Below are 25,404 nucleotides of genomic sequence, written 5' to 3'. Positions count from 1 at the left end.
TGTCACTTCCTGGCGCGGCCGGCCAGCACCAGCGCAATCCCGCCGAGGATGACCACCGAGGCCAGCACCAGCCGCAGCGTCAGCGGCTCGGCCAGGAACAGCACCGCGCCGAAGGCCGTGATGGGCGGCACCGACAGCTGCACCGTGGCCGCGCGCATGGCGCTCAGCTCGCGCAGGGCCGTGTACCAGATCGCATAGCCGACGCCGGAAGTGATGGCGCCCGATGCCACAGCGAGAAGGATGCCTTCGGTATCGGCGTGTGCGCTGCCGACGAACAGAATCCACAGCGCCAGCGCCATGGGCGCCGCACGCAGGAAGTTGCCTGCGGTCGCCCCGAGCGGGTCGAGGGCGCCGCGCCCGCGCAGCGAATACACGCCCCAGGCCGCGCCGGCCAGCGCCATCGATGCGGCGCCGGCGAATGGCGGTGCGCTGACGCCCGGCAGCACCAGGTAGACCAGTCCCAGCGCCGCCAGCGCCAGGCCGGCGCAGGCCAGCGGCGCGAAGCGTTCGCCGGCGCGCAGGGCGGCGCCGAACATGGTCAGCTGGACGGCGCCGAACAGGATCAGCGCGCCGGTGCCGGCCGCCAGGCTGACGTAGGCAAAGGAAAAGAAGGCGACGTAGGCGAACAGCATGGCCGCCGACAGCCAGTCGCCGCCAGTCTCGCGTGCTCCCTCCGCACGCCAGCGCACGATCAGCGCCAGCACCATGGCGCCGGACACGATGCGCACCGTGCCGAAGCTGGCCGGGTCGATCCCGCCGCGCAGCAGCGCCAGGCGGCACAGCAGCGAGTTGGCCGCAAAGGCCAGCATGGCCGCCACCGTGCATGCCAGCGTCGAGAGCCGCGGCCGGCCGGTTGCAAGGTCACGCATGGCTGGCCACCAGCGCTGCCGACCAGGCCAGCAAGACCACACCCAGCGGCTTGCCGAGGCGCGGCCCCCAGGGCGTATTCTTCTCGATGGCCATGACGGCCGCCAGCACCAGCATCCAGCCCAGGCTGCCGGCGCCGACGGCGAACATCAGCAGCATCGGCGCCCAGCAGCAGCCGACGCACCAGGCGCCGTGGTGCAGGCCGAGCAGGAAAGCCTGGCGCTTCTGCGCACGGCCGCGCCAGTGGGCGATCACGAAACCGAGCGGGGAACGGCAGCGGTCGAGGCAGGCATATTTCAGGCGGCTGAACTGGAAGGCGCCGGCGCCGGCAATGACGGCGGCGCCGACGATCCAGCCGTTCCAGGCCAGCTGCGGCGACTGTGCGAGGAGCACCAGCAAGCCTTCGTGCAGGCCATGCGCGAGGACGCCGAACGCGCCCCAGGCGCCCATGTAGCCGAGACCGAGCAGCGCCAGCAAACGGCCATGGTCGGGCCGGCCGCTGGTGAGGCGGTCGAAGGCGTCGAACAGCGGCAATGTAGTGGGCAGCATCATCGCGGCGGTCATCAGGATCCAGGCTGCAGCATACAACAGCAGCGGCACGACGATGTCGCCGGCAGGCAGCGCGCGGCACAGCGCGGCGGCGGGGCCGGAATCGGTCCAGCTGCCGTGTGCAACCCCGTGTTCGAGATAGCGGCCGTAGGGGCTGCGCGCCCAGGCCCAGAGCGCCAGCCAGGCCAGCGCCGCCAGGGCCACGATCAGCGGCACGAACACGCGGTAGTGGCGCCGCAGCCGAGGCGTGTTCGCGGCGCTTGCATCGACAGGCACTTATGCCTCGAACACGAAAGTGCTTTGCAGTGCATTATGGTCGCGCAGGTTCAGGTGGATGCCGAGCTTGTCGTTGTGCGAGCGGTAGACCGGCGCCTTGCCGACGAACACCGGCGCGCCGGGCACGGTGGAGAAAATCGTTTCGGTGAGCGTGGTGATGTTGCCGCTCGGGCCACGGTAGGGTTCGAGCTCGGCATAGTAATCGTCGCCGATGGACAGCTCGCCCCTGCCCTCGTTCACCGTGAACCTGATCGGTGCGCGCTCGATGGACACCACTTCGCCGATCAGCTTGGCCAGCTCGGCGATCGCGCCGCCGGCCTTGCCGCTGTACACCTTGAGCAACGCATCCATTTGTGCATCGCTGGCGTCGTCGTCGATGAAGAAGGCGGCACGCCAGTTGCCCGCCAGGATATTGCCGGGAAGATGGGAGACGGCGGCCAGGGTGTGGCCGCCGACATCGACGCCGTCGATGGCGCCCTTGTCGATACGCCAGGCGACGATGGTGTCGCAGGTGCTGTGGTCGGGATCTTCGCCGATCCAGCACGGGCACAGGACCTTGCAGTTGCAGACTTCCAGCAGCCTGCCTTCCAGACGATAGCTCATGACGACCTCCGCGTTGTCGCCGCCAGTCGCACGAATGCAGACCGGCTGCATCCTTACAAGGTAGGCCGCCAGGCTCGCGCAGGCAAGCGCGGCAAATCGCAGTCGGTATGAGCCAGATCAAAGGCGAGTTTTGCGAATGCAGCCTGTAGTTGAACGCGTGGGCACGGGGCGCCCACCCTACGTGCTTGAGGATGCTGGCCTGAACCCGCCCTCCTGCTTATTCCTCGTTGTCGAGGCGGGCCACACGGCGGCGGGCGAGTTTGCGGCTGCGCAGCCAGTCGCGTCCGCCCCGCTCCAGGGCCTTGTCGATCACGTTCTGCGGCAGGCTGTAGACCGTGGCCCAGGTGGCGCGGCCGTCGGCGGCATTCGCGGGGAAGCTGTTGGTCTCGATCGGCCAGTGATACTTGCGCTTCAGGGTGCGCACGATGGCGGCGAGGGTCACGCGGCCCTGCAGCGGTTCGGAACCGGTCTGGTCTTCGTTCGACAGCAGTACCGCCAGCACGGCGCCGCGCGCGGTCAGCGGTCCGGGAAAGGTAGGAAGTTTGCTCGGCATGCGGGCATTCTAGCCGCGTTCGCCGGCGCTTGCCGTCCAGCAAAGGAAGTGTCCCTCCCCTACTTCACCACCTGCGCCCGCTCCAGCATCGCGTGCAGCAACACGTTGCAGCCGGCTTCCAGGTGCTCAGGCTTGGCGTCCTCGATCTCGTTGTGGCTGATGCCGTCCTTGCAGGGCACGAAGATCATGCCTGCCGGCGCCACGCGCGCCGCGTAGATGGCGTCGTGGCCGGCGCCGGAGACCACGTCCATCACCGAGTAGCCCAGCTTGTCGGTGGCGGCGCGTACGGCGTTCACACAGTCGGGGTGGAAGGGGCAAGGCGGAAAGTAGGAGACGCGCTCGACCTCGATGCCGAGGCCGGTCCCGGCGCGCGTCTGCGCCACAAAGGCCAGCATCTCTTCGTGCATGGTGTTCAGCAAATCGTCGCTGACGTTGCGCAGGTCGATGCTGAACTTCACCTGGCCCGGAATCACGTTGCGGCTGTTCGGGAACACCTGCACCATGCCGACCGTACCGCGCCCGTAAGGCGGGTAGCGGTTGGCAATCGCCACCACCTCCTGCATGATGACGGTCGCTACTTGCAGCGCATCGCGGCGCAGGCCCATCGGCGTGGGCCCGGCGTGCGCTTCCATGCCGCTGACCGTGCAGTCGTACCAGGACAGGCCCATCACGGCCGGCACCACGCCGATCACCTTGTCCGCGTCTTCCAGCACCGGGCCCTGCTCGATGTGGGTCTCGAAATAGGCGCCAATCGGGTGCTGGCCCGGTTCTTCCTCGCCAAGATAGCCGATGCGTTCGAGTTCCTCGCGCACGCTTTTTCCCTCGACGTCCGTGGCGGCGTAGGCGGCGTCCAGGCTGAAGGCGCCGCAGAACACGCCGGAGCCCATCATCACCGGCACGAAGCGCGAGCCTTCTTCATTGGTCCAGAAGGCGACTTCGATCGGGGCTTCGGTAACGATATCCTGGTCGTTCAGCGTGCGCACGACTTCCAGGCCGGCCAGCACGCCGTAGTTGCCGTCGAACTTGCCGCCGGTGGGCTGGGTGTCGACGTGGCTGCCGGTGACGATCGGGGCGAGACCGTTGTTGCGGCCCGGGCGGCGCATGAAGACGTTGCCGATCTTGTCGATGGTGACGCTCATGCCGGCCTCACGGCCCCATTGCACGACCAGGTCGCGGCCCTGGCGGTCGAGGTCAGTCAGGGCGAGGCGCTTGACGCCGCCCTTGTCGGTGGCGCCGATGCGGGCCAGTTCCATCAGGGAGTCCCACAGGCGTTGGCCGTTGATGCGCAGGGTGTCGGACATGGTGGTGTCTCCAGTGGTAATCAAGCGAATGCGGGACGGTCGATGTGGCGGCCGGCGCCTTCTTCGGCGCGCAAGTCGCCGCGCTCGAAGACCAGCTTGCCGGCGGCGACCGTGTGGGTCGGGACGCCGCGCACGGTGCGGCCTTCGAAGACGTTGAAACCGCCTTTCGAGAACTGGGTCTTGCTTGAAATCGTGCGGCTGCCGTTCGGGTCCCAGACCACGAGGTCGGCATCGGCCCCGACCGCGATCACGCCCTTGCGCGGGTACATGTTGAAGATCTGCGCCGCGTTGGTGGACGTCACGCGCACGAATTCCGAGGGCGTGAGGCGGCCCGTGTTGACGCCGGCGTCCCACACCACCGCCATGCGCTCCTCGACGCCGCCGCAGCCGTTCGGAATGCGCGTGAAATCGTCCGCCCCCATCGCTTTTTGCTCGGCGCAGAAGGTGCAGTGGTCGGTGGCGATGGTGTGCAAATTGCCTCCGGTAAGGCCGTTCCAGAGTGCGTCCTGGTGGTGGCGGCTGCGAAACGGTGGGCTCATGACGTGGCCGCGTGCAAAGTCTTCGTCTTCGCTTCCATACACGCTGTCGTCGATCACCAGGTGGCCGGCCAGCGCCTCGCCGAACACGCGCTGGCCCTTGGCGCGGGCGCGCACGATGGCGTCCAGCGATTCGGCGCAGGACACGTGCACGATATACACTGGCGTGCCAAGCACGTTGGCAATCGCAATCGCGCGGTTCGCCGCTTCCGCTTCCACCTCGGGCGGGCGCGAGAGCGGATGGGCTTTCGCGCCGCGAATGCCCTTCGCCAGCAATTCCTGCTGCAGCTGGAATACCAGTTCGCCGTTCTCGGCGTGCACGGTCGGAATCGCGCCGAGCGCCAAAGCACGGCGGAAGCTTTTCACCAGCGTCTCGTCGTCGGCCATGATCGCGTTCTTGTACGCCATGAAGTGCTTGAAACTGTTCACGCCGTGCTCGCGCACCAGCGTGCCCATCTCGGCGTGCACCGAGTCGTCCCACCAGGTGACGGCCACGTGGAAGGTATAGTCGGCTGCCGACTTGCGCGCCCAGCCGCGCCAGGTATGGTAGGCCTCCAGCAGCGATTGGCGCGGGTTTGGAATGACGAAGTCCATGATGGTGGTGGTGCCGCCGGCCAGGCCGGCCGCGGTGCCGCTGAAGAAGTCGTCGGCCGTCACCGTGCCCATGAAGGGCAGCTGCATGTGCGTGTGGGTGTCGATCGCGCCCGGGATCACGTACTGGCCGCCGGCGTCGATCACCGTGGCATTCGCCGGCGCGTCGATGCTGTCGCCGACGGCGACGATCTTGTCGCCGAAACAGAGCACGTCGCCGCGGAAGGCGCGGTCGGCGTTCACGATGGTGCCGCCACGGATGATCGTCGTCATGGATACGTCCCTTTCAGATGGACCCTGGCCCGGGTCTCAGGTTGGAGTGTGCGGAGCCGCCCGCAATGCCGGCGCCGTGCGGCCTTTCATCATCAGCCCGTAGACGACCGCCGCGATCACGACGCCGACGAACCAGGCATAGGTATAGATGGTCTTGAACGCCTCGCCCACGTTCGGGAACGAGGCCGGCAGCGCCGCGTTCAGGAAGCCCGGCAGGTTCGGCAGCACGCCCGCTGCAAACGCCACGATGGCCGCGCCGTTCCAGCCGCCCTTGTACGCATAGATGCCGTTGTCGCGGTACAGCTGGTCGACGTCGAGCCGGGTCTGGCGGATGAAGTAGTAGTCGATGATCATGATGCCGGCGATCGGCCCGAGCAGCGCCGAGTAACCGGTCAGCCAGATGAAGATGTAGTTCTGGGTCGTCTCCAGGATCTTCCACGGCATCATGGCCAGCGCGATGCCGGCCGTGATGTAGCCGCCGGTGCGGTAGGTGATGCGCTTCGGCGACAGCGCCGAGAAGTCGTAGGCCGGGCCGACCAGGTTGGCCGCCAGGTTGACGCTGGCGGTGTCGATCAGGAGGATCAGCAAGGCCACCAGCACGGCGATGCCGGTCATGCGGCTGGCCACGTCGACCGGGTCCCACAGCGCTTTCCCGTACAGGACGATGGTGGCCGAGGTGACGGTGACGGCCAGCGCGGCGAGCAGCGCCATCGGCAGCGGCAAACCGAGGGTCTGGCCGACCACCTGGTCTTTTTGCGTTTTGGCGAAGCGCGTGAAGTCGGGGATGTTCAGCGCCAGCGTGGCCCAGTAGCCGATCATGGCGGTGAGCGAAGGCCAGAACACCGACCAGAACAGGCCGGATTTCGGGCCGCCTGCGACGAACTGCGAAGGCTGGTCGAGCAGCGGGCCGAAGCCGCCGACCTTGTCGTACACCCACCAGAGCAGCAGGAAGCAGATCGCGATTTTCAGCGGCGCGGTATAGGTCTCGAGCTTGCGGATCGACTCCATGCCGTGCACGATGAAGTACATCTGGATCGCCCAGAACCCCAGGAAGCAGGCCAGCTGGCCGGCGTTGATGCCCAGGCCCGGCAGGTTGGCGCCGGCAATCGGCGCGCCGAGCAGCACGCCAAGCAGCGTGTAGATCATGCTACCGCCGAACCAGGTCTGGATGCCGTACCAGCCGCAGGCGACGATCGCGCGCATCAGCGCCGGCAGGCGTGCGCCGCGGGTGCCGAAGCTGGCGCGCGCCAGCACCGCGTAGGGAATGCCGTACTTGGTGCCGGCATGGCCGATCAGGAGCATGGGCAGCAGCACGATCACGTTCGCCAGGAACACCGTCAACACCGCCTGCCAGGCCGACATGCCGCTTTCGATCAGGCTGGCCGCCAGCATGTAGGCCGGGATGCTGATGACCATGCCGACCCAGAGCGCGGCGAAGTGGTACCAGCGCCAGGTGCGCTGGGCGGGGCTGGTGGGGGCGAGATCGTGGTTCCAGAGTTCGTTGCTGACTGGGTGCTGTTCCGTCACAGTGGGGCTCTCCTATCGGTTGCGGTGGATGCGGCGCAGTGTAGCGCAATATGTACGTGCGCTACACCAGCGCGGCAGCACCGGCCGAACTGCCCGCCTCCGCAATGGCCGCTCCGTCCACCGGCGCAGTCGGCGGCGCCAGGTTCTCCGCGCGCGGATTGCGGGGGTCCTGGGTCCAGTTCATGTAAGGCTGCGTAGACGGCTGCGGCACCATCGTGATACAGGACTCGACCGGACAGGTGATCTCGCACAGGTTGCAGCCCACGCACTCGGAACGGATCACTTCGTAGCGGCGCGTGCCGTTCTCCGCCACCAGTTGGGCGATGGCCTGGTGCGAGGTGTCTTCGCAGGCCACGAAGCACTTGCCGCACTTGATGCACTTGTCCTGGTCGATGTCGGCGATCACCTGGTAATGCATGTCCAGGTATTTCCAGTCGGTGGTGTTCGGCACCGCCTTGCGCGAGAAGGCCGCGATGTTCGCGTAGCCCTGCGTATCCATCCAGCGCGACAGGCCATCCTTCATCTCGTCGACGATGCGGAAGCCGTGCAGCATCGCCGCCGTGCACACCTGCACGCAGCCGGCGCCGAGGGCGATGAACTCGGCCGCGTCGCGCCAGTTGCCGATGCCGCCGATGCCGGAGATCGGCAAGCCCCGCGTGGCCGGGTCGCGCGCGATCTCGGCCACCATGTTCAGTGCGATCGGTTTCACGGCCGAGCCGCAGTAGCCGCCGTGGGTGCTGGCGCCGCCGACGATCGGGTAGGCCACCATGCGCTCCAGGTCGAGGTGGGTGATCGAATTCACGGTGTTGATCAGCGAGACCGCATCCGCCCCGCCGGCGAGTGCAGCGCGGGCCGGCGCGCGCACGTCGGTGATGTTCGGGGTGAGCTTGACGATGACGGGCAGGCGGGTGTGCTTCTTGCACCAGCTTGTCACCATCTGCACGTATTCGGGCACCTGGCCGACGGCCGCGCCCATGCCGCGTTCCGGCATGCCGTGCGGGCAGCCGAAGTTCAGTTCGATGCCGTCGGCGCCGGTCGCTTCCACCAGCGGCAGGATCGCGGCCCAGGGCGCTTCTTCGCAAGGCAGCATCAGCGACACGATCATCGCGCGGTCCGGCCAGGCCTTTTTCACGGCCGTGATTTCGCGCAGGTTGATCTCCAGGCTGCGGTCGGTGATCAGCTCGATGTTGTTGAAGCCGATGACTTCGCGGTTCTTGCCGTAGTGGGCCGAATAGCGCGAGGAGACGTTCACCGCCGGCGGGTCTTCGCCCAGGGTCTTCCAGACCACCCCACCCCACCCCGCCTCGAAGGCGCGCACCACGTTATACGCCTTGTCGGTCGGCGGCGCCGAGGCCAGCCAGAAGGGATTCGGCGATTGGATGCCGCAGAAGTCGATGCTCAGGTCGGCCATGCTGCCCCCGCTTGGAAGTCGTTGTGGATGGCCAGCGCGGCCACCTTGCCATGCTGGACGGCCTGCACCGTCAGGTCCTGGCCGAGGGCCACGCAGTCGCCGCCGGCGTAGATGCCCGGCACGCCGGTGCGCAATGCCGCATCAACCTGGATGCGCTCGCCCTCGCGCCACAGCGTCTGCGCGAACTGGTCAAGTGGCGGCGGCGCCTCGATCGCCTGGCCGATGGCCTTGAACACGGCGTCGGCGGCGATGTCGATGAAGGCGCCGCTACGCGCCAGGCGGCCATCGTCGATGCGGGTTTCCTCGAAGCGCATGCCGGCCACGCGGCCCGCATCGTCGAGCAGCACTTCCAGGGGCGCGGCCCAGGTGCGGATGCGCACGCCGTTCAGTTTCGCGATCTTGATTTCGTGGCCGGTGGCGCTCATGGCCTCAAAGCCGCGGCGGTAGACCAGCGTGACTTCGTCGGCGCCGAGGCGCTTGATCTGCACCGCCATGTCAATGGCCGTATTCCCGGCGCCGACCACGATGGCGCGGCGCGGCACCGGCAGGCGCGAGAGGTCGTCGGCCTGGCGCAGTGCGGCGATGTAGTCGGTGGCGGCCAGCAGGCCAGGGGCGTCTTCGCCAGTGAGGCCGAGACGGCGGCTGGCGCCCAGGCCGAGGCCGAGGAAGACGGCGTCGAAGCGCGTGTGCAAATCGCGCAGCTGCAGGTTGTCGCCGAGCGCCTGGCCGTACTGGATGTCGATGCCGCCGACCGAGAGCAGGAAGTCGACTTCCTGCTGGGCGAATTCGCCGGGCAGCTTGTACTTGGCGATGCCGTATTCGTTCAGGCCGCCGGCTTTGGGGCGCGCCTCGAACACCACCACGTCGTGGCCGAGCATGGCCAGGCGGTGCGCGCAGGAGAGTCCGGCGGGACCGGCGCCGACCACGGCGACCGTCTTGCCGGTGCTGGGGGCGCGTGTAAAGGGGTGGGCGGTGAAGCCGGCGTTGTCGATGGCGTGGCGCTGCAGCAGGCCGATTTTCACGGGCTCGCGCTCGGCGTAGTGGTTGCGTACGCAGGCGTCTTCGCACAGGATTTCGGTGGGACAGACGCGGGCGCAGCTGCCGCCGAAGATGTTCTGCTTCAGGATGCCGACGGCTGCGCCGGTGACGTTCTGGTCGTGGATGTTGCGGATGAAGCTGGCCACGTCGATGCCGGTGGGGCAGGCCCGGGTGCAGGGGGCGTCGTAGCAGTACAGGCAGCGCGCCGCCTCGATGGCGGCCTGGCGCGCGGTGAGCGGGGGCGCCAGGTCGGTGAACTGGGTGGCCAGCGCCGCGTGCGAATCGGCTGCCGGCGGCAGGTGCTGGAGAGTCTCGATCATGTGCATCCCTTGTTGTTGTAAGGTGAAATGCTGGTGTTCGAACTGCTGCTGATACGTGCTGTTGCTTTTCGTAGGGTGGGCACTTGTGCCCACGCGGTCGTGCTCATGAAGGGTGAGCTCGCGCATATCGACCATCGAATGTGGTACCGCGTGGGCACAAGTGCCCACCCTACAATGCGTGCTTCGGCGACGCCGGTTACTTCATCTGCGGGAACGCGAACTCGACGCCGGCGCTCGCCGTGTTCGGCCAGCGCTGCATCACCGCCTTGTGCCGCGTATAGAAGCGCACGCCTTCCGGTCCGTACGCGTGGTGGTCGCCGAACATGCTGCGCTTCCAGCCGCCGAAGCTGTTGAAGGCCATTGGCACCGGCAGCGGCACGTTCACGCCTACCATGCCCACCTGGATCTGGCGCACGAACTCGCGCGCCACGCCGCCGTCGCGCGTGAACACGGCCACGCCGTTGCCGTATTCGTTGGCGTTGATCAGCTCCAGCGCGCTGCCCACATCGGGCAAGCGCACCACGCACAGCACCGGCCCGAAGATCTCTTCCTGGTAGATGCTCATGGAAGGCTGCACATGGTCGAACAGCGTGCCGCCCACAAAAAAGCCATTCTCGAAGCCCTCGACCTTGTGCCCGCGGCCATCGACCACCAGCGTGGCGCCCTGCTCCACGCCTTCGCCGATCAGCCGCTCGATGCGCTGGCGCGCCGCCTGCGTGACCACCGGCCCCATCTCCGCACCGGCGCTCATGCCCTCGCCGATCTTCAGCTTGGCCGTGCGCTCGGCCAGCGCCGCCACCAGCTTGTCGCCGGCGTCGCCGATCGCCACCGCCACCGAGATCGCCATGCAGCGCTCGCCGGCTGAACCGTAGGCCGCGCCGATCAGCGCGTCGACCGCCATGTCCATGTCGGCGTCGGGCATGACCACCATGTGGTTCTTGGCGCCGCCCAGGGCCTGCACCCGCTTGCCGTTGGCGCTGCCGCGCGCGTAGATGTATTCGGCAATCGGCGTCGAGCCGACAAAACTGATCGCCTGCACTTCCGGATTGTCGAGCAGCGCATCGACCGCCGTTTTATCGCCCTGCACCACGTTGAACACGCCATCCGGCAGCCCTGCTTCTTTCAACAGCTTCGCATGCAGCAGCGACGGCGACGGATCGCGTTCGGACGGTTTCAGCACGAAGGTATTCCCGCACGCGAGCGCCACCGGGAACATCCACATCGGCACCATCACCGGGAAGTTGAACGGCGTGATGCCGGCCACCACGCCGAGCGGCTGGCGCATCGACCAGGCATCGATGCCGCGTGCGATCTGGTCGGTGAACTCGCCCTTCAGCAGTTGCGGAATGCCGCAGGCAAATTCCACCACCTCGATGCCTCGCGCCACTTCGCCCTGCGCGTCGCTGAAGGTCTTGCCGTGCTCGCGCGTGATCATGGCGGCGAATTCATCAAGGTGCTGCTGGCACAGCTGGAGGTACTTGAACAGGATGCGCGAGCGCGCCAGTGGCGGCGTGGCCGACCAGGCCGGGAAAGCGGCGGCCGCGGCAAACACGGCGGCATTGACTTCATCCACGCCGCCCAGGGTCACGCGCGCACAGGGCTCGCCCAGCGCCGGGTTGAATACGTCGGCATAGCGCTCGCCGGCGCTGTCGACCACATGGCCGCCGATGAAGTGGCCAATGACGTCAAGTTGATTCATGTTTGTCTCTTTAATCCAGGTTTTTCAGTACGTTGGCCAGCTTGCCGAACAATTCGTCGATGTGCTGTTTCTCGAGGATGAGGGGCGGCGACAGCGCGATGATGTCGCCCGTGGTGCGGATCAGGATGCCGTCGGCAAAGGCCTTCTTCAGCGCCTGGAAGGCGCGCGCACCGGGCTTGCCCGGAATCGGTTCGAGCTCGATGCCGGCGATCAGGCCGATGGTGCGCAGGTCGATCACATGCGGCAGGCCTTTCAGCGAATGCACCGCGTCTTCCCAATAGGGCTGGATGCCCTTCGCGTGTTCGAGGATCTGCTGTTCCTTGAAGACTTCGAGCGTGGCCAGCGAGGCGGCGCAGGCCACCGGGTGGCCCGAGTAGGTATAGCCGTGGAACAGCTCGATGCCGGCCGGCGCCTCCATGAAGGCATCGTGGATGTGCTTTTTGCTGAACACGGCGCCCATCGGGATTACGCCGTTGGTCAGGCCCTTCGCCGTGGTCATCATATCCGGCTCGACGTCGAAATAGTCCGCCGCGAAGGGCTTAGTCAGACGCCCGAAACCGGTGATCACTTCGTCGAAGATCAAGAGGATGCCGTGCTTGTCGCAGATCTGGCGCAGCTTCTTCAGGTAGCCTTTCGGCGGCACCAGCACGCCGGTGGAACCGGACACCGGCTCGATGATGACGGCGGCAATCGTGGACGCATCGTGCAGCGTGACCAGGCGTTCGAGTTCGTCGGCCAGCTCGGCGCCGAAGTCAGGCTCGCCGCGCGAGAACGCATTCTTCAGCAGGTTGTGCGTGTGCGGCAGGTGGTCGACGCCCGGCAGCAGCGGGCCAAAGGCCTTGCGGTTCGGGCCGATGCCGCCCACCGACAGGCCGCCAAAGCCGACGCCATGGTAGCCGCGTTCGCGCCCGATCAATCGGGTACGCCCGCCCTCGCCGCGCGCCTTGTGGTAGGCCAGCGCGATCTTCAGGGCGGTGTCGACCGCCTCGGAACCGGAGTTCGTATAAAACACGTGGCCGAACTTGTGGCCGGTGTAGTCCATCAGCTGCTCGGCCAGGTCGAAGGCGGCCGGGTGGCCCATCTGGAAGGTGGGCGCGAAATCGAGCTGGCCGATCATCTCGCGTACCGCGCTGACGATGCGGGGCTGGGCGTGGCCGCAGGGGACGCACCAGAGGCCGGCGGTGCCGTCGAGGATCTGGTTGCCGTCGACATCCTTGTAGTACATGCCTTCGGCCGACACCAGCAGGCGCGGATCGGACTTGAAGTCGCGGTTGTTCGTGAATGGCATCCAGAATGCGGACATCGATGCGGGTCTGGCTTCGTTCATGCAGGCTCTCCCTTGTTGCAGTCCTGTGGCGGACCGTCATTCAAAACGATGATGCAAAACGATGAGTCGTCATAACAATGTGCGCGCCCTGGCCGTAAAAGTAAAGCCGGCGGCGCCAGACCCGAGGCGCTCATGCATGCTGCGTTGCAAACATGCAAAAGAGCTAAGCGATCCATTAATATAAACGCAGGCTGGGAAACCGTCATATGAAATTGCGTATATGCGAAGTCAGCCACGAGAACTGGACAATGCTAGTGCACTTAAGAACTTCTTAGCAGAATGCCAAGGTGTTTGATCCAGCGCAAACCGTTTAGCTTCGGAGATTGCCATGCCACCCATCCTGCGTACCGGCCGCCTGATCCTGCGCCCCTTCGAGAACGACGACGCCGCCGACCTGCTGCGTGTATTCGCCGAGCCCGACGTGGTGCGTTATTGGTCGAGCGGCGCCTGGACCGACATCGCCCAGGCCGAGGCCATGATTGCCGAGGCCCGGCAGGCCTACCGGGATGGCGGCCTGGCGCGCTACGCCATCGCGCTGGTCGGCACGAACCGCCTGATCGGCATCTGCAACCTGCGCGGCTTCTTCGAACAGAACCGGCGCTGCGAACTCGGCTACGCCCTGGGACGCGCTTACTGGGGCCAGGGTTACGCGGCCGAAGCGCTGGAAGGCCTGCTCGACCATGCCTTCCACGTGCTCGACATCAACCGCATCGAAGCCGACATCGACCCGCGCAACGAAGCCTCGGCGCGGCTGCTGGAAAAGCTCGGTTTTCGACAGGAAGGCTACATGCCCGAGCGCTGGATCGTCCATGGCGAAAAGGCGGACACGGCCTTCTACGGCCTGCTGCGGCGCTATTGGGACGAGCGCACTGCCCTCCCTTCATCGGCCCACGCGACTGGTTAGCCCATGAAATCCACCATTCGTCGCCCCAGGCTCGCGCGGACGCGGCAGTGGTTTTAGAGTGCAGCTATCCGAACTTCTTTTAAAGGGAGCGGTCGCATGAAAACCACCACCTTCCGTAGCTTTGCCGCCGAACTCGAAGACGCCGCCGAAGCCTGCCTGCGCACCCTGCGCGGCGGCCTGCGCACTTTCTCGGCCCTGCCCTGGCCGGCCCTGTTGCTGGCGGCCGTGCTGGTCGCTTGCGCGATCACCGTCATTCCGCTGGCCCTGATGCTGTTTGCGGTCTTCCTGGCCATCAAGTACGCGGTGCTGGCCATCAACAACGACAAGACCACCCCACTCGAGGACTGAACGTGCAGGCAAGCCAGATCAACCGGACACTCGACTTCATGCGCGAAGCCGTCAGGGAAGCGAGCAAGCTCTGGTGGGCATTTTTCGACTGGCTTGCCGTCGTCGAGTGGCGCCGGCTCTACCTCACCTGGTTCCTGGCGGTCGTGTTCTTCATCATGGTGAACACGCCGGAACCAGCGTTTTGGTATGTGTTCATTTCCTTCGGCGTCAAGGTGCTGGCCGGCGGCAAGCGCCGCGCCGAACTGGTGGCGCGCGACGCCACCCTGAAAGCCGACGTCGCCACCCTGGAGCGGCGCCTGACCGAGGCGCAAATGGCCGCGCTCCAGGCGCAGGTCGAGCCGCACTTCCTGTTCAATACCCTGGCCCTGATCGGCCGCCTGATCGAGACCGATCCGCCGGAAGCGGCCAAGGTGCATGCGCACCTGATCGCCTATCTGCGCTCGGCCCTGCCGCAGATGCGCTCCTCGGGCGGCGCCACGCTCGGCAAGCAGCTGGAACTGTCGAAAGCCTATTTGGCCATCATGCAGGCGCGCATGAAGGAAAGGCTGGCAGTGCGTTTCGAGGTGCCCGATTTCCTCGGCAGCGCCCCCTTCCCGCCGATGATGCTGCAAACGCTGATCGAAAACGCCATCAAGCATGGGCTGGAACCGAAGATCGCCGGCGGCACGATTACCGTGCGGGCGCGGGTCGATGGTGCAACCTTGATCGTGGACGTGTGCGACGACGGTGTCGGCATCGATTTGCATGCGGATGAAGGCGTAGGGCTGGCGAATATCCGCGAACGTTTGCAGTTGCTGTATGGCGCGCAGGCCGAGTTGGTGATCGAAGCGCCGATGAGCGGCGGCGCCTGCGCGTCGGTGCGCATTCCCTACAAGATGATGGAGGACGCGTGATGGCTATGACTGCCCTGATTGCGGACGATGAAGCGCCGATGCGTGAGCAATTACGTGCGCGGCTGCTGGAGGCCTGGCCCGAATTGCAGATCGTGGCGCTTGCGGCGAATGGCGTTGAGGCTGTGGAAATGGCCACACGTTTTCAGCCGCAGATTGTTTTCCTGGATATCCGCATGCCGGGCATGGGCGGCATCGAAGCAGCGCGGCAATTGTACGACCGCTGCCATATCGTGTTCGTGACGGCGTATGACCAGTATGCGGTGGATGCGTTTGAACACGGCGCCATCGATTATCTGCTGAAGCCGGTGACAGCCGAGCGACTGGTGACGACCTGCGAACGGCTGCGCAGGCGCTTGTCGCAGGCGCCGCAGGATATCGGGGCGCAGCTGGCGCAGCTAGGCAGTTTGCTGCAGCAGCAGGGTTCGGCGCCGAAGCGCAGCTACTTGCGCTGGATACAGGCGCAGGTCGGCAGCAATCTGCGCATGATCAGCACGCGCGAAATTCTGTTTTTCCAGTCAGACGAAAAGTACACGCGGGTGCAGACGGCGACGGCCGAGCTGTTGATCCGCAAGACGCTCAAGGAGCTGGCGGACGAGCTGGATCCGGATGAGTTTTGGCGGATTCATCGGTCGACACTGGTGCGTGTGGATGCGATTGCCGAGGTATCGCGGGATATGCGGGGGCGGCAGATGCTGAGGGTAAGGAATTATCCGAATGAGCTGGAGGTCAGCAGGAACCATTCGCATTTGTTTCAGCAGATGTGATTTAACGGTGACGGTACGACTACCATTCTATTCTGGATTAGAAAATCAGTTTTACCGTTTCAAATTTTGATGTCTTTTACTCCTTATCCTTGTAAGCAACGCGCACACTAAAGACCATTTACTTAAAGGTGCGGAACTCAGCAGAATCTCGAATTCTCTCTCCATCCGCTGCACCTCTAATCGCATGAGGGTCGCTTGGATCAACCTGATTATTAGCTTCCAAATCATCTGGCCATTGAGGAATTTTGCTCGTAAACATTGCGAACAGACGAAAAAGACTCACCACCGAACAAATCGGAAATAGCATCCAATAAATCACAAATGGCGCGCCTGCAACATTGGCAAATATACGCTCAATACTTCCTCGAAATGGTTCTCGATTAATGTCAACAGGCATGCAAAATTGTATTTGCTCGGATACTGCCTCCGGACCATCCTCCATGTAACGCCGAATAAATTCCCAATGCGCACGAACAAAGTCTTTAGCTGGTAGAGAATGAACTCCTGCGTTTGCACTATGTGAAGAGTGAAGACTGCCAATGTAGCTAAGAGCAAAGGTCTCGCTTACCGTTGTGCTATCCGGCTCCAGAACATGTCCACGCACTTCCCACTCGTTCCAAAGCTCCAGATGGCCCATAGTAAAAAAAACCTTATCCCAAGAAATAGACAATACAGTCCCATTAGTTCTAAATACATGAATCATACGCGTTTTTCGATTAAATCGCATAGGATAGTGAGTATAGGAAAATGATTCCTTTCTTAGAGCCCATAAAGCGACTCCAAGTACTGGGAATATCATAACTGCAGCACCGATCAACACTAATAAATCTTCATTACTTACACCCCCTCCTTCTTCTCGCGTAAGCGCAACGTGGACCAGCCCGAAATAAAGCATTGAGAACATAGATATCACTATTATTGACACTGCAGAGATCATCCCTTTCCAGCCGAACCACTTATCCACAGACTCTAAATATGTTGAATTCAGCTTGATTACACAAAGCTGATAATGTGGATTTAAGCTCGCGCAAATTTTTTGATCAAGCCGTAACGCCAACTCAGCATCAGTCAACTGGCGTTTTGTTGGATATTTAGAAACTAAGCCAGTAAATTCCATATCGCACCTTTTAAGAGATTGCTTTTTCAAATTGAGCTTGCTCTACTGCCAGATTAGGGTAGCGCTGATCCTTTAACTTCCCCCAGGAGCACCTTTCCAACCAGTCCTGAATTGGGTTATCCTTGACAAAAGCTATCAATATTCCAATTCCAATAATAACAATTATCAAAAGGGCGAGAATAGGAATACTAGCACCGACAATTAGTGCAATGGTAAGACCAATACCAGCCCCCCTGAAGCGGCGTAAGCTAAAATTACAAGCCCATTAGATCCTTCCTTAAATTCCTTGTATCCTGCGTAAAGATCCAACCCAACAACGAACAAGCCAGTTGCGACTCCCAAACCTTTACCAAGAATTTTTAAAGCCTCTGCAAAACTGGTAATGCCCTGACCATAACGCAAACCTAAAGAGGCTCGCCCTGCTATTGCATTACCTATAATGTCGGAAATAGTCGCTGAAATGGCAGCGATACCTGCATATCGTCTGTTCGCAGCGTCGGCCTTATCATGGGACAAGGCCTTTTCCTCGTCTGACATCAGCTTACTCAAACTGACAAATTGAAGAATTCCAGCGATTAACCCTAAACGAACATTTTGATTAATAACTGTGCGCCACCTTTCCAGATTCAGTTTGTCGATCTCACCCATTGTTTTTAGACTTTTTGCCAACTGATCGATTTGTTGGCGCCGCGACATATCTCTAGGCACATTCGTCGCCATTTCCTTATCGATAGCAATAATAAATTTCTGCTTAGTAGTTCCCTCCATAGATACACCGTGAATCTGTCTGCGTCTCATCTCAAGATCGACAGATACCCGCAATTGTTTTTGGCTAGCAGGTCTACCGTTCGCGTACTGCAATTGGCGAATTAAGTACTCCTGAACTTCTCGCCGTGTTCCGATGACCTCACAAAGAATAATTGGATGTCCGGAAAAAAGTCCCGCCGCAATGAGAGCAGCCCTAAACCCAGGGCTACCGTCCATGATTTTTGAAAAAGCTTCTGCAAGAGACGTTGTAGTTTGGGTTAATAGCTGAGCTGCTGCGTCTTGAATACCTTCTCTAATTTTCCCCACTGATTCTGCGTAAATAGCAAAAAGGTTATCCCACGGAATTTGACGCGGATCCTTGCTTATCGCTGTCGCCTCTTTAATTTTTTCAGCAACTATTTTTTGATTAAACACCATCGCCCGCAGCAGCAAATTCTTCGTGTCAGTGACATCACCATTTAACCACGTTTCATAAAGACTAGAACAAGAGGCCTTATCCTGTGTAGCCATCATGCAGTGCGCTACTGTTGCAGTATAAACGGCTCCAACATGAGGATCAAAGTCATCGAAATTACATTCAAAGTATGCAGCAAGCTCTGCACTTTTCATCCATAAAACATGGCTAGATGCCAGGGGTGCAATGTATTTCGCATCAAAATCAACAAGTTTATTGCGAAATTCTTTTTGCCAAGCCACTCGCTCGTCAGGGTCAAATTTAGCAGCATACTTTGCCCATATCTCATCGGACGCGCGGTGTAATTCAGCTGAGCTTTTAGTGCGCAGGCTTTCCGTTTTCATCCGAGTATTTTTCGACATCCAGTGCCCCAGGGGATCAGCTGCAACCTGTTCATATGCAAGAGTATCCGCAGCAGTAATCTCGCCTACCTGTGCTTGTTTTCGGATTGCATGCTCTAGACCATCTATAACTATGTCAGTAGACAATTTTCGACGGTTTTCTGGATTTTTAGAGGTAAATAAATCAGCATTTCTTTTCATTAAAAAAGCCAGCTCTTGTACAATTCCAACTGGATCTGGAAGTGTTACGATTAGACCTCCAGCACGTAACGCATTGCACTCCTGAATCAATCGCTCTGCATGGTTAGAGCGCACAGAAAATTTAAATGGATTTCTTGCAAAGGCTGACATTGCTTTTTCCGGCTTCATTGCGTACTCAGCGATGATTGAGGAAGCTTGTGCAATACGAAAATGGGGCATGCTCTTGCCTTTTAAGGCGGCTCGGACGTCTATCTCTACCATATGTCTCTTGCGATGATTCGGGTTCTCGTTCGCCTTACGTATCGCTTTGGTCCACAATACATCGCTGAATCCAATCCATATCTTAGTAGCATTACGTGGATCTGATACGGTAATACAACTTGCCATTGCTCGATGACCTTCATCTGGACAGTTAAATGGTTTTGCTGGTACAGGAGGAATGGCGTCAGGAGTTTGCAATAACTTAAAAAAGTAGCCCTCTTTTGTGAGAAAGTACCCTTCCCAGCGCTGCCTCGCTTCGTCAAACACATTGACATAGCCACTACGTAGCAGACGCTTGGTGTAATGCGCGGCGGTTGGTGAAAGCTCGATTGGCAAGCTGGAGGCCAATGGGGCACCTTCTCCTGCAGGGGCTACTGCGTCCCGCACCAGAAAAATCGGCAAGCCGCGCTTGTCGCAGAATTCGCATTTGGTTTGCGTTGTCATCGTTACATTTCTCCCTGCAGCGTTGTGGATAGGCGCAACTCGGCCCAGACATGCTCTGGCACCAAGGCAAAGCGGTCGGATAAAGCAGAATCCCCATCTCGTGAAGGTTTAATGGCGCGTGCAACGTCAGGATGGCGGTCGAACTCGAAATGGCTCACCAAACCACGGGCAGCAAACTCGACGAGATCGGCCTGCTCGACAAGACCGTGTTCGGCACCGCGTTCGATCAATCGCTCGGCCAACGATCCCTGCGTATCCAATGCAGATGCGGCGAAAGCTCCAGCACCATGTAACGTGCGATTGACCATGCCGATCCGTTCAATGCGGTTCCAGTCCCACATGAGTGCACCGGCATACGGTGGCACAACGCCATTGCCGCTAACATGCGTGTCGGTTTGAGCAGTAATGTCTCGTACCGCCGACAACCAGGTCCCGCCCACCCAGTAGGTAAAGGCTTGTGCCACGCCGAACATCTTCTTGCGCTGGGCTGGACTTAATATGCGTAGCAGCTGATGCAAGACGCGCGGATCGTGCAACCGCAGCCATAGTCGACGCCCTGGTTGCGGTGTAGCCAGTTGCATGGCGTTCCAATGCCTGACGGTCGCTGGTGCATCTGCGCTGGTCCGAAGCAACACGACCGCTCGTAGCGATTGTGCCGCTGGAGACACATCGCATAGAAATGCGAACAGTTCCTCTGAACGGGTATGCGGCGTACGGCGCAGATCGATCAGCCTCGGCATCAAGTGTGAGCTTGCAGCTAGTCTCTCCGGAACCAGAGTTTTAGTGACCAGCCCGTCAGGAAGCTCCTCCATCGTCGACGCGTCGACCACAGCAAAGGCGTGTTCCTGGTATGCCTGGTAGTCGAGGTTTGCGTTCATGGCAATCCCTATCAGGACAGGGGTACAGTGCTGTCACCAGCAGCCGCAGCACCTGCTGCGCGGTACTCGCATAGCTTTAGTTCACCGGGTTTCGGCAGCGTTTTTTCCTGGTTAACGCTTTGCGGTCCTGCCAATTCTTTCTTGCTCGCCTTGAAATCGACTTTGCCAAGCGCATGCACTTCGATGTTTCCGCCTTCCAGTTTGATGTAAGCACCTTGCGCGGTCAGCAGCACATGCTTTCTGGGAGCTGCCACTGCCACTGACTTACCGACGCTTGTAACCGTAACCAGCTTATCGGCTACCAAAGACGTTGCGCCAGACTGGCTTTGGCTGCTCAGCTTTCCGCTGGCTGCATGCAGCTTCAGGCCAGCTTCCTGATTCGGCTTTTTGCTATTAGCGACTTTCCCGTAGCTGAACATGCTGATGCCGCGAATGACGGCGATGCCTGTACTGCCCTGTGCAGCGAAGTTAATATCCTGCCCGGCGCCCATGCTGGCAGTCGCTTCGGCCGTAACGGTCACGTCCCCAGGTGTACCGACAACGATGCCTGCAGGTGCCGACAACTGGATATGCGGTTCGCTATAAGCCGTCACCTTGCCCTGCCCGCCCGTCTCACTGTTGCTGCCGCTATCCATACTCCCGAGCACCTCGGCACTGCGCCCCATCTCCTTGAATGCGGCCAGCCCTTCCGCTTCCGGCTCATTTTTCATCTTCGCGTTATGCTTCTGCGCCTGCGTCGCCAGGCCAATCGCCATCTGCTGGCTCGCCTCGATCTGCATCACCGCCTCCCGCGCATCGAGCTGGCCGCCACTGCCGCCGCTACGTTTATCGCAAGACAACAGCACACCCTGTCCAGCTCGAAGCGCCGCACTGTGCTCGCTCTTCAACTCCGCACCAAATCCTGCTGAATCCAGCCGTCCGTTATCGCTCTGGTGCCGCAAGTGCCCCAGGTTAAGCTCGGCCGACCCATCGTGCGCCTTGCCATGCCGCTGTAATACAAGCCGCGCCTGCTCCGCGCTGTCGTCGAACACCAGCTGGTTATAGGCGCCGCCCCCGTTCTGACTATCGCGCATCGCCTGTGACTTGATCCCTGACAGCACCGCTGGATGCGCATGCGCCCCACCCTCGCCCGGAAACCATGCCGGTGCATTGCCCGTCACCGCCCCTGCGCCATACGCCATGCTGTTGTGCTGCGCATCGGCCTGCCCATGCCCGTTGTACAGCGCACCAATCACCACCGGCCGGTCGATGTCGCCATCCATGAAATCGACCAGCACTTCCTGCCCGACGCGCGGCAGCATGTTGCTGCCCCAGTTCGCGCCGGCGAGCGGCGTCATCACGCGGACCCAGGTGCCGGCCCTATCGTTGCCCGGCGCACCGGTATGCCGCTCGGGCGATGGATGCGCCATGCGGCTGTGGCTTGCCTCGCCGCGCTGCCAGTGAAACTGCAGCTTGATGCGGTGATCGCGGTCGGTATGGACGGTGGCGCCGGCCGGACCGACCACAATCGCCGTCTGTTGCCCGCGCACCGTCGGACGCGGATGCAACAACTGGCCTTGCGCATCGATACCGCTGCTGCGGTAGGGAATGCTGGCCCACAAGGCGTCGAAGCGGTTGCGGTACAGAGGGCGCTCGCCAGGACCGTCGCCAGCAGCGCGCATACTGGGCTCCGCATCGAGCACTGCGGCCACAGCACCCTTTCCCAACATGGCACGCACGCTGCCGCTGACCTCGGCCGACAAATTGTTGTGCATCAGGTGCACGGTGCGCACGATGGTGAAGCTGCGCCCGGCATCGTCGTGTGCTGCGTCGAAGCGGGCATGGCCATGCAGCGAAAACGTGGTGCCGGGCGCAAAGGTACGCACCGTTCCGGCACCTCCTTGCACCTGGTGCGTGGCTTCCAGCGCCTCGATCTGCCTGGTGACGATGCGCTGCCCGTGCTCGCGGTCGACCCAGGCGTACGTGCCGGATGCATCACGGCTGCTGAGGCTGGCGTCACCGCCCACGCCGGCGACGTTCACCTGGCGCTGCCGCACGCTGCGGTAATCCCAGCTGCCCATCTCGACGGCGTCGGTGCGTAGGCGCGATTCGGTGCGCCAGCGGTCGATGCTGTCGGCGCGCATCACGGCGCCGGGCTGGGTGAAGCGGACCGCTGCCTGCGCATTCGGCTGGAAGGCGCCGTTGTGGTCGGCAATCACCATCGTGTGGCAACCGAGCAAGGCGTTGCCTGGGTCGCCCTCGTGTTCGAAGAAATAAAACAGCCCTTCCTCATGCATCAGGCGCTCGGCAAAGGCCAGGTCGCTTTCCTGGTATTGCGTTACCAGGCTGCGCCGTGGATAGATGCGGCGGTCGACGATCTCGTAGCGCCATGCCGGCGTCAGCCGGCCTTTGCCCTGCCAGGCGGCGAACACGGCGTCGAGGATGTCGAACACCGTCATGTCCTGGAAGATGCGGCTGTCGCGGCCCAGGCCGAGGAAGGCGCTCCAGGGTTGAAGAGTGAGGTGGTAGCGGGCCAGGCCGCCGTTCGCGCCGCTGATCCGGGCTGCGGTGATGTGCCCGTGAAACGGCCGCAGCGCATCGCGGCTGGCGGCGGTCATCAATTGCAGCAAGGCAGGCTGACCGAGCAGGGATTTCAGCGGCAGGTGCGCATCTTCGGACAAGGCGTCGAGGCGGAAGGTGAAGCCTGCGCTGATGCTCTCCTCGCCGCGCACGCATTCGGCCAGCAAGTCTTCGCCGAGGGGCGTCGTCAGCCGGATCAGGCGCGTCGTCTGGGTAGTGCGCGTGAACGCTGCGAGTAGACCTGCCTGGATGTGCTGCCGCATGCATGAGCTCCTGTGAAATGCAGGCCGCATCGGCGCACAACGGTGGTGTGCACGACAGCCCGAACCCAGCGATTACACGCCGAGTCCACAGTACGGCAATTGCGCCAGATCAGGTCAATTGCCACTGCGACATAGTTCGGCAAATCAGCAACAGCACGTGCATGCTCGCGTTCGGAAAACCACGCAGCACGAAGTCAGAACAATCCGAACACATGCGCAACAGGCGAAAAAAAGCGCTGCTCCGCTTTCGCGGGCAGCGCTCCAACTTCATGCGACAAGCAGCGCGCCTTCAAGCACGCCGCTCATCTATCACGTCATCGAACAATCACTTGTTCAGATCCTTGCCACCAAAAGCATTCGGCAATTGCGCCGCCGCCGTGGTTTCGAACACATCGCCCTTCAGGTTGGTCAACACCACCGGCAGCTCGTTGCCGCCCAGTTCCAGCACCACCTGGCGGCAGGCCCCGCAGGGGGCGATCGGGCCCTCGGTCTGGCCGATCACCGCCAGCGCCGCGAAGTCGCCAGGCTTGTAGCCATGCGCAATCGCCGAAAAGAAGGCAGTGCGCTCGGCGCAGTTGCACAGGCCGTAGGACGCGTTTTCGACGTTACAGCCACGGAAGATGCGGCCGTCCTTGCATTCCAGGGCGGCACCGACCTGGAAGTTCGAGTACGGCACGTAGGCCAGTTCGCGTGCGGCGCGGGCTTCTTCGATCAGCTTGTCGTATTTCACGGTGATTACTCCGGACGGATGGTGCGATGGATCATCGGCTGCACGGCGGCCTTCTCGGCGCCGATCTGGTAAGCCGCCTGCACCTGGCGCACAGCCTGCTCGGCCGCTTCAACGGTACGTGCGTGCACGGTACCCAGCGGCTGGCCGACGGCGATGGCGTCGCCGAGTTCCACCAGATTGGTGAGGCCGACGGCGAAGTCGATCGCATCTTGCGGACGCACGCGGCCGCCGCCCAGGGCGACGACTGCCAGGCCCAGGCCGCGGGTGTCGACCGAGGTGGCGTAGCCGGCTTGCAGGGCCGGCACTGGCACGATGACCGGGGCGGTTTCCAGGTAGGCGTCCGGCTTGTCCATCAGGTCGGCCGGGCCGCCCAGGGCGGTGACCATGCGTGCGAAGCGTTCGGCGGCTTCGCCCGAGTCCAGCGCGGCCTGCAGCTTGGCGCGGGCTTCGATGTCGTTGGCGGCCAGGCCAGAGATGACCAGCATCTCGGCGCACAGCGCCATCGTCACTTCGTGCAGGCGTGCCGGGCGCGCCTTGCCGGTCAGGTAGTCGATGGCGACGCGCACTTCGACGGCATTGCCGGCGGCGTGGCACAGCGACTCGTCCATGCCGGTGAGGATGGCCGAGGTGCGGGTGCCGGCGCCGTTACCGACGGCGACGATGCTCTCGGCGAGTTCCACGGACTTCTCATAGGTCGGCATGAAGGCGCCGCTGCCGACTTTCACGTCCATCACCAGCGCGTCGAGGCCGGCGGACAGCTTTTTCGAGAGGATCGAGCCGGTGATCATGGCCACCGATTCCACGGTGGCCGTGGTGTCGCGGATGCTGTAGAAGCGCTTGTCGGCCGGGGCCAGCTGGGCGGTCTGGCCGATGATGGCGACGCCGACTTCCTTCACCACTTTGCGGAACAGTTCCGGATCGGGCACGGTACTGTAGCCGGGGATCGAGTCGAATTTGTCCAGGGTGCCGCCGGTGTGGCCCAGGCCGCGGCCCGAGATCATCGGCACGAAGCCGCCGCAGGCGGCGATCATCGGTCCCAGCATGAGCGAGACCACGTCGCCGACGCCGCCGGTCGAGTGCTTGTCGACCACCGGGCCGGGCAGGTTCATCGACTTCCATTCCAGGACCTGGCCGGAATCGCGCATGGCCAGGGTGAAGGCGACGCGTTCGTCCATGCTCATGTCGTTGAAGTAGACGGCCATCGCGAGTGCCGCGATCTGGCCTTCGGTGACGCTGCCGTCAGGGATGCCGCGTACGAAAAACTGGATTTCTTCCGCGGTCAGGGTGCCGCCGTCGCGCTTCTTGCGGACGATTTCTTGGGGGAGGAACATGGGGTGCTCTCTTTAACGTAATGATCTATCTTGACGCGACCATTTCAGACGCGCCGCAAACGACGTAGAGCGTGTGAAGAAATGGTCAGGGCAAGGCGCCGAGTCGAAGGNGATTTCTTGGGGGAGGAACATGGGGTGCTCTCTTTAACGTAATGATCTATCTTGACGCGACCATTTCAGACGCGCCGCAAACGACGTAGAGCGTGTGAAGAAATGGTCAGGGCAAGGCGCCGAGTCGAAGGCAGTACGAGCGTACGGCGAGACGAGGCAACGCAGC

Annotated in this window: 21 protein-coding genes; 4 read left to right on the top strand and 17 right to left on the bottom strand. The window is 62.3% G+C overall.

Annotation, left to right across the window (positions count from 1 at the left end; all coding sequences use genetic code 11):
- Positions 1 to 2: 2 nt before the first annotated feature.
- The 11 genes from QWL29_RS08380 to aptA form a co-directional block, all read right to left on the bottom strand.
- Positions 3 to 869 carry a DMT family transporter gene (locus tag QWL29_RS08380; protein ID WP_305822432.1) on the bottom strand — a complete coding sequence of 289 codons (867 nt, stop codon included), beginning with the start codon at positions 867 to 869 and terminating at the stop codon, positions 3 to 5.
- Entirely contained in the window at positions 862 to 1,692 is an 831-nt protein-coding gene (locus QWL29_RS08375) for a DUF2182 domain-containing protein (RefSeq protein ID WP_305822431.1), read from the bottom strand. The genes QWL29_RS08380 and QWL29_RS08375 overlap by 8 nt, the downstream gene beginning before the upstream one ends.
- Positions 1,693 to 2,295, bottom strand: coding sequence for a DUF1326 domain-containing protein (locus tag QWL29_RS08370; protein WP_305822430.1), 603 nt, complete (start codon positions 2,293 to 2,295; stop codon positions 1,693 to 1,695). It abuts the gene before it with no gap.
- A 217-nt stretch (positions 2,296 to 2,512) separates the two neighbouring features.
- Complete coding sequence (locus QWL29_RS08365) at positions 2,513 to 2,848, bottom strand: hypothetical protein (RefSeq protein WP_305822429.1); 336 nt, start codon at positions 2,846 to 2,848, stop codon at positions 2,513 to 2,515.
- 59 nt (positions 2,849 to 2,907) lie between these two features.
- Positions 2,908 to 4,149, bottom strand: coding sequence for a Zn-dependent hydrolase (locus QWL29_RS08360; RefSeq protein ID WP_305822428.1), 1,242 nt, complete (start codon positions 4,147 to 4,149; stop codon positions 2,908 to 2,910).
- A 20-nt stretch (positions 4,150 to 4,169) separates the two neighbouring features.
- Positions 4,170 to 5,549, bottom strand: a complete 1,380-nt coding sequence (gene hydA / locus QWL29_RS08355) for a dihydropyrimidinase (RefSeq protein WP_305822427.1) — start codon at positions 5,547 to 5,549, stop codon at positions 4,170 to 4,172.
- 36 nt (positions 5,550 to 5,585) lie between these two features.
- Positions 5,586 to 7,076: an NCS1 family nucleobase:cation symporter-1 gene (locus QWL29_RS08350; RefSeq protein ID WP_305822426.1), complete on the bottom strand. Its 1,491-nt coding sequence runs from the start codon at positions 7,074 to 7,076 to the stop codon at positions 5,586 to 5,588.
- Positions 7,077 to 7,137: 61 nt separating this feature from the next.
- Positions 7,138 to 8,487: an NAD-dependent dihydropyrimidine dehydrogenase subunit PreA gene (preA, locus tag QWL29_RS08345; RefSeq protein WP_305822425.1), complete on the bottom strand. Its 1,350-nt coding sequence runs from the start codon at positions 8,485 to 8,487 to the stop codon at positions 7,138 to 7,140.
- Positions 8,475 to 9,845 carry an NAD(P)-dependent oxidoreductase gene (locus tag QWL29_RS08340; protein ID WP_305822424.1) on the bottom strand — a complete coding sequence of 457 codons (1,371 nt, stop codon included), beginning with the start codon at positions 9,843 to 9,845 and terminating at the stop codon, positions 8,475 to 8,477. The genes preA and QWL29_RS08340 overlap by 13 nt, the downstream gene beginning before the upstream one ends.
- 196 nt (positions 9,846 to 10,041) lie before the next feature.
- Complete coding sequence (locus QWL29_RS08335; RefSeq protein ID WP_305822423.1) at positions 10,042 to 11,544, bottom strand: CoA-acylating methylmalonate-semialdehyde dehydrogenase; 1,503 nt, start codon at positions 11,542 to 11,544, stop codon at positions 10,042 to 10,044.
- Positions 11,545 to 11,554: 10 nt separating this feature from the next.
- Positions 11,555 to 12,871: an omega-aminotransferase AptA gene (aptA, locus tag QWL29_RS08330; RefSeq protein ID WP_305822422.1), complete on the bottom strand. Its 1,317-nt coding sequence runs from the start codon at positions 12,869 to 12,871 to the stop codon at positions 11,555 to 11,557.
- Between the two features lie 328 nt (positions 12,872 to 13,199).
- On the opposite strand from aptA, the gene QWL29_RS08325 reads away from it, so the two are divergent.
- The 4 genes from QWL29_RS08325 to QWL29_RS08310 all read left to right on the top strand — a co-directional run bounded on the left by QWL29_RS08325 (position 13,200) and on the right by QWL29_RS08310 (position 15,780).
- A complete protein-coding gene (locus QWL29_RS08325) occupies positions 13,200 to 13,775 on the top strand; it encodes a GNAT family N-acetyltransferase (protein ID WP_305822421.1) in 576 nt (191 codons plus the stop codon).
- Between the two features lie 96 nt (positions 13,776 to 13,871).
- Entirely contained in the window at positions 13,872 to 14,123 is a 252-nt protein-coding gene (locus QWL29_RS08320; protein ID WP_305822420.1) for a hypothetical protein, read from the top strand.
- 2 nt (positions 14,124 to 14,125) lie between these two features.
- Positions 14,126 to 15,016, top strand: coding sequence for a sensor histidine kinase (locus tag QWL29_RS08315; RefSeq protein ID WP_305822419.1), 891 nt, complete (start codon positions 14,126 to 14,128; stop codon positions 15,014 to 15,016).
- Positions 15,016 to 15,780, top strand: coding sequence for a LytR/AlgR family response regulator transcription factor (locus QWL29_RS08310; RefSeq protein WP_305822418.1), 765 nt, complete (start codon positions 15,016 to 15,018; stop codon positions 15,778 to 15,780). The genes QWL29_RS08315 and QWL29_RS08310 overlap by 1 nt, the downstream gene beginning before the upstream one ends.
- 118 nt (positions 15,781 to 15,898) lie before the next feature.
- Here QWL29_RS08310 and QWL29_RS08305 read toward each other — a convergent pair whose 3' ends face one another.
- From QWL29_RS08305 to deoA, 6 genes are all read right to left on the bottom strand, one after another.
- On the bottom strand, positions 15,899 to 16,927 hold the full coding sequence (locus QWL29_RS08305) for a DUF6708 domain-containing protein (protein ID WP_305822417.1): 1,029 nt from the start codon (positions 16,925 to 16,927) through the stop codon (positions 15,899 to 15,901).
- 171 nt (positions 16,928 to 17,098) lie between these two features.
- Positions 17,099 to 19,366, bottom strand: coding sequence for a T6SS effector BTH_I2691 family protein (locus QWL29_RS08300; protein ID WP_305822416.1), 2,268 nt, complete (start codon positions 19,364 to 19,366; stop codon positions 17,099 to 17,101).
- Between the two features lie 2 nt (positions 19,367 to 19,368).
- Positions 19,369 to 20,244 carry a DUF4123 domain-containing protein gene (locus QWL29_RS08295; RefSeq protein WP_305822415.1) on the bottom strand — a complete coding sequence of 292 codons (876 nt, stop codon included), beginning with the start codon at positions 20,242 to 20,244 and terminating at the stop codon, positions 19,369 to 19,371.
- Positions 20,245 to 20,255: 11 nt separating this feature from the next.
- Positions 20,256 to 23,066: a type VI secretion system Vgr family protein gene (locus tag QWL29_RS08290; protein ID WP_305822414.1), complete on the bottom strand. Its 2,811-nt coding sequence runs from the start codon at positions 23,064 to 23,066 to the stop codon at positions 20,256 to 20,258.
- Positions 23,067 to 23,391: 325 nt separating this feature from the next.
- Positions 23,392 to 23,796: a cytidine deaminase gene (locus QWL29_RS08285; RefSeq protein WP_305822413.1), complete on the bottom strand. Its 405-nt coding sequence runs from the start codon at positions 23,794 to 23,796 to the stop codon at positions 23,392 to 23,394.
- Between the two features lie 5 nt (positions 23,797 to 23,801).
- Positions 23,802 to 25,127 carry a thymidine phosphorylase gene (gene deoA, locus QWL29_RS08280; protein WP_305822412.1) on the bottom strand — a complete coding sequence of 442 codons (1,326 nt, stop codon included), beginning with the start codon at positions 25,125 to 25,127 and terminating at the stop codon, positions 23,802 to 23,804.
- Positions 25,128 to 25,404: the final 277 nt, after the last annotated feature.

The organism is Massilia brevitalea, assembly GCF_030711405.1.
GTDB lineage: Bacteria > Pseudomonadota > Gammaproteobacteria > Burkholderiales > Burkholderiaceae_D > Telluria > Telluria brevitalea.
The sequence above is the reverse complement of the archived record's forward strand: the minus strand, read 5'-3'. Positions and strand labels throughout refer to the sequence as shown.

Bases quoted from the DNA above. Each gene is read 5' to 3' on its own strand.
- QWL29_RS08380 (WP_305822432.1), bottom strand. From the start codon at position 869: ATGCGTGACCTTGCAACCGGCCGGCCGCGGCTCTCGACGCTGGCATGC.
- QWL29_RS08370 (WP_305822430.1), bottom strand. From the start codon at position 2,295: ATGAGCTATCGTCTGGAAGGCAGGCTGCTGGAAGTCTGCAACTGCAAG.
- QWL29_RS08365 (WP_305822429.1), bottom strand. From the start codon at position 2,848: ATGCCGAGCAAACTTCCTACCTTTCCCGGACCGCTGACCGCGCGCGGC.
- QWL29_RS08360 (WP_305822428.1), bottom strand. From the start codon at position 4,149: ATGTCCGACACCCTGCGCATCAACGGCCAACGCCTGTGGGACTCCCTG.
- hydA (WP_305822427.1), bottom strand. From the start codon at position 5,549: ATGACGACGATCATCCGTGGCGGCACCATCGTGAACGCCGACCGCGCC.
- preA (WP_305822425.1), bottom strand. From the start codon at position 8,487: ATGGCCGACCTGAGCATCGACTTCTGCGGCATCCAATCGCCGAATCCC.
- QWL29_RS08340 (WP_305822424.1), bottom strand. From the start codon at position 9,845: ATGATCGAGACTCTCCAGCACCTGCCGCCGGCAGCCGATTCGCACGCG.
- QWL29_RS08335 (WP_305822423.1), bottom strand. From the start codon at position 11,544: ATGAATCAACTTGACGTCATTGGCCACTTCATCGGCGGCCATGTGGTC.
- aptA (WP_305822422.1), bottom strand. From the start codon at position 12,871: ATGAACGAAGCCAGACCCGCATCGATGTCCGCATTCTGGATGCCATTC.
- QWL29_RS08325 (WP_305822421.1), top strand. From the start codon at position 13,200: ATGCCACCCATCCTGCGTACCGGCCGCCTGATCCTGCGCCCCTTCGAG.
- QWL29_RS08320 (WP_305822420.1), top strand. From the start codon at position 13,872: ATGAAAACCACCACCTTCCGTAGCTTTGCCGCCGAACTCGAAGACGCC.
- QWL29_RS08310 (WP_305822418.1), top strand. From the start codon at position 15,016: ATGGCTATGACTGCCCTGATTGCGGACGATGAAGCGCCGATGCGTGAG.
- QWL29_RS08300 (WP_305822416.1), bottom strand. From the start codon at position 19,366: ATGACAACGCAAACCAAATGCGAATTCTGCGACAAGCGCGGCTTGCCG.
- QWL29_RS08295 (WP_305822415.1), bottom strand. From the start codon at position 20,244: ATGAACGCAAACCTCGACTACCAGGCATACCAGGAACACGCCTTTGCT.
- QWL29_RS08290 (WP_305822414.1), bottom strand. From the start codon at position 23,066: ATGCGGCAGCACATCCAGGCAGGTCTACTCGCAGCGTTCACGCGCACT.
- deoA (WP_305822412.1), bottom strand. From the start codon at position 25,127: ATGTTCCTCCCCCAAGAAATCGTCCGCAAGAAGCGCGACGGCGGCACC.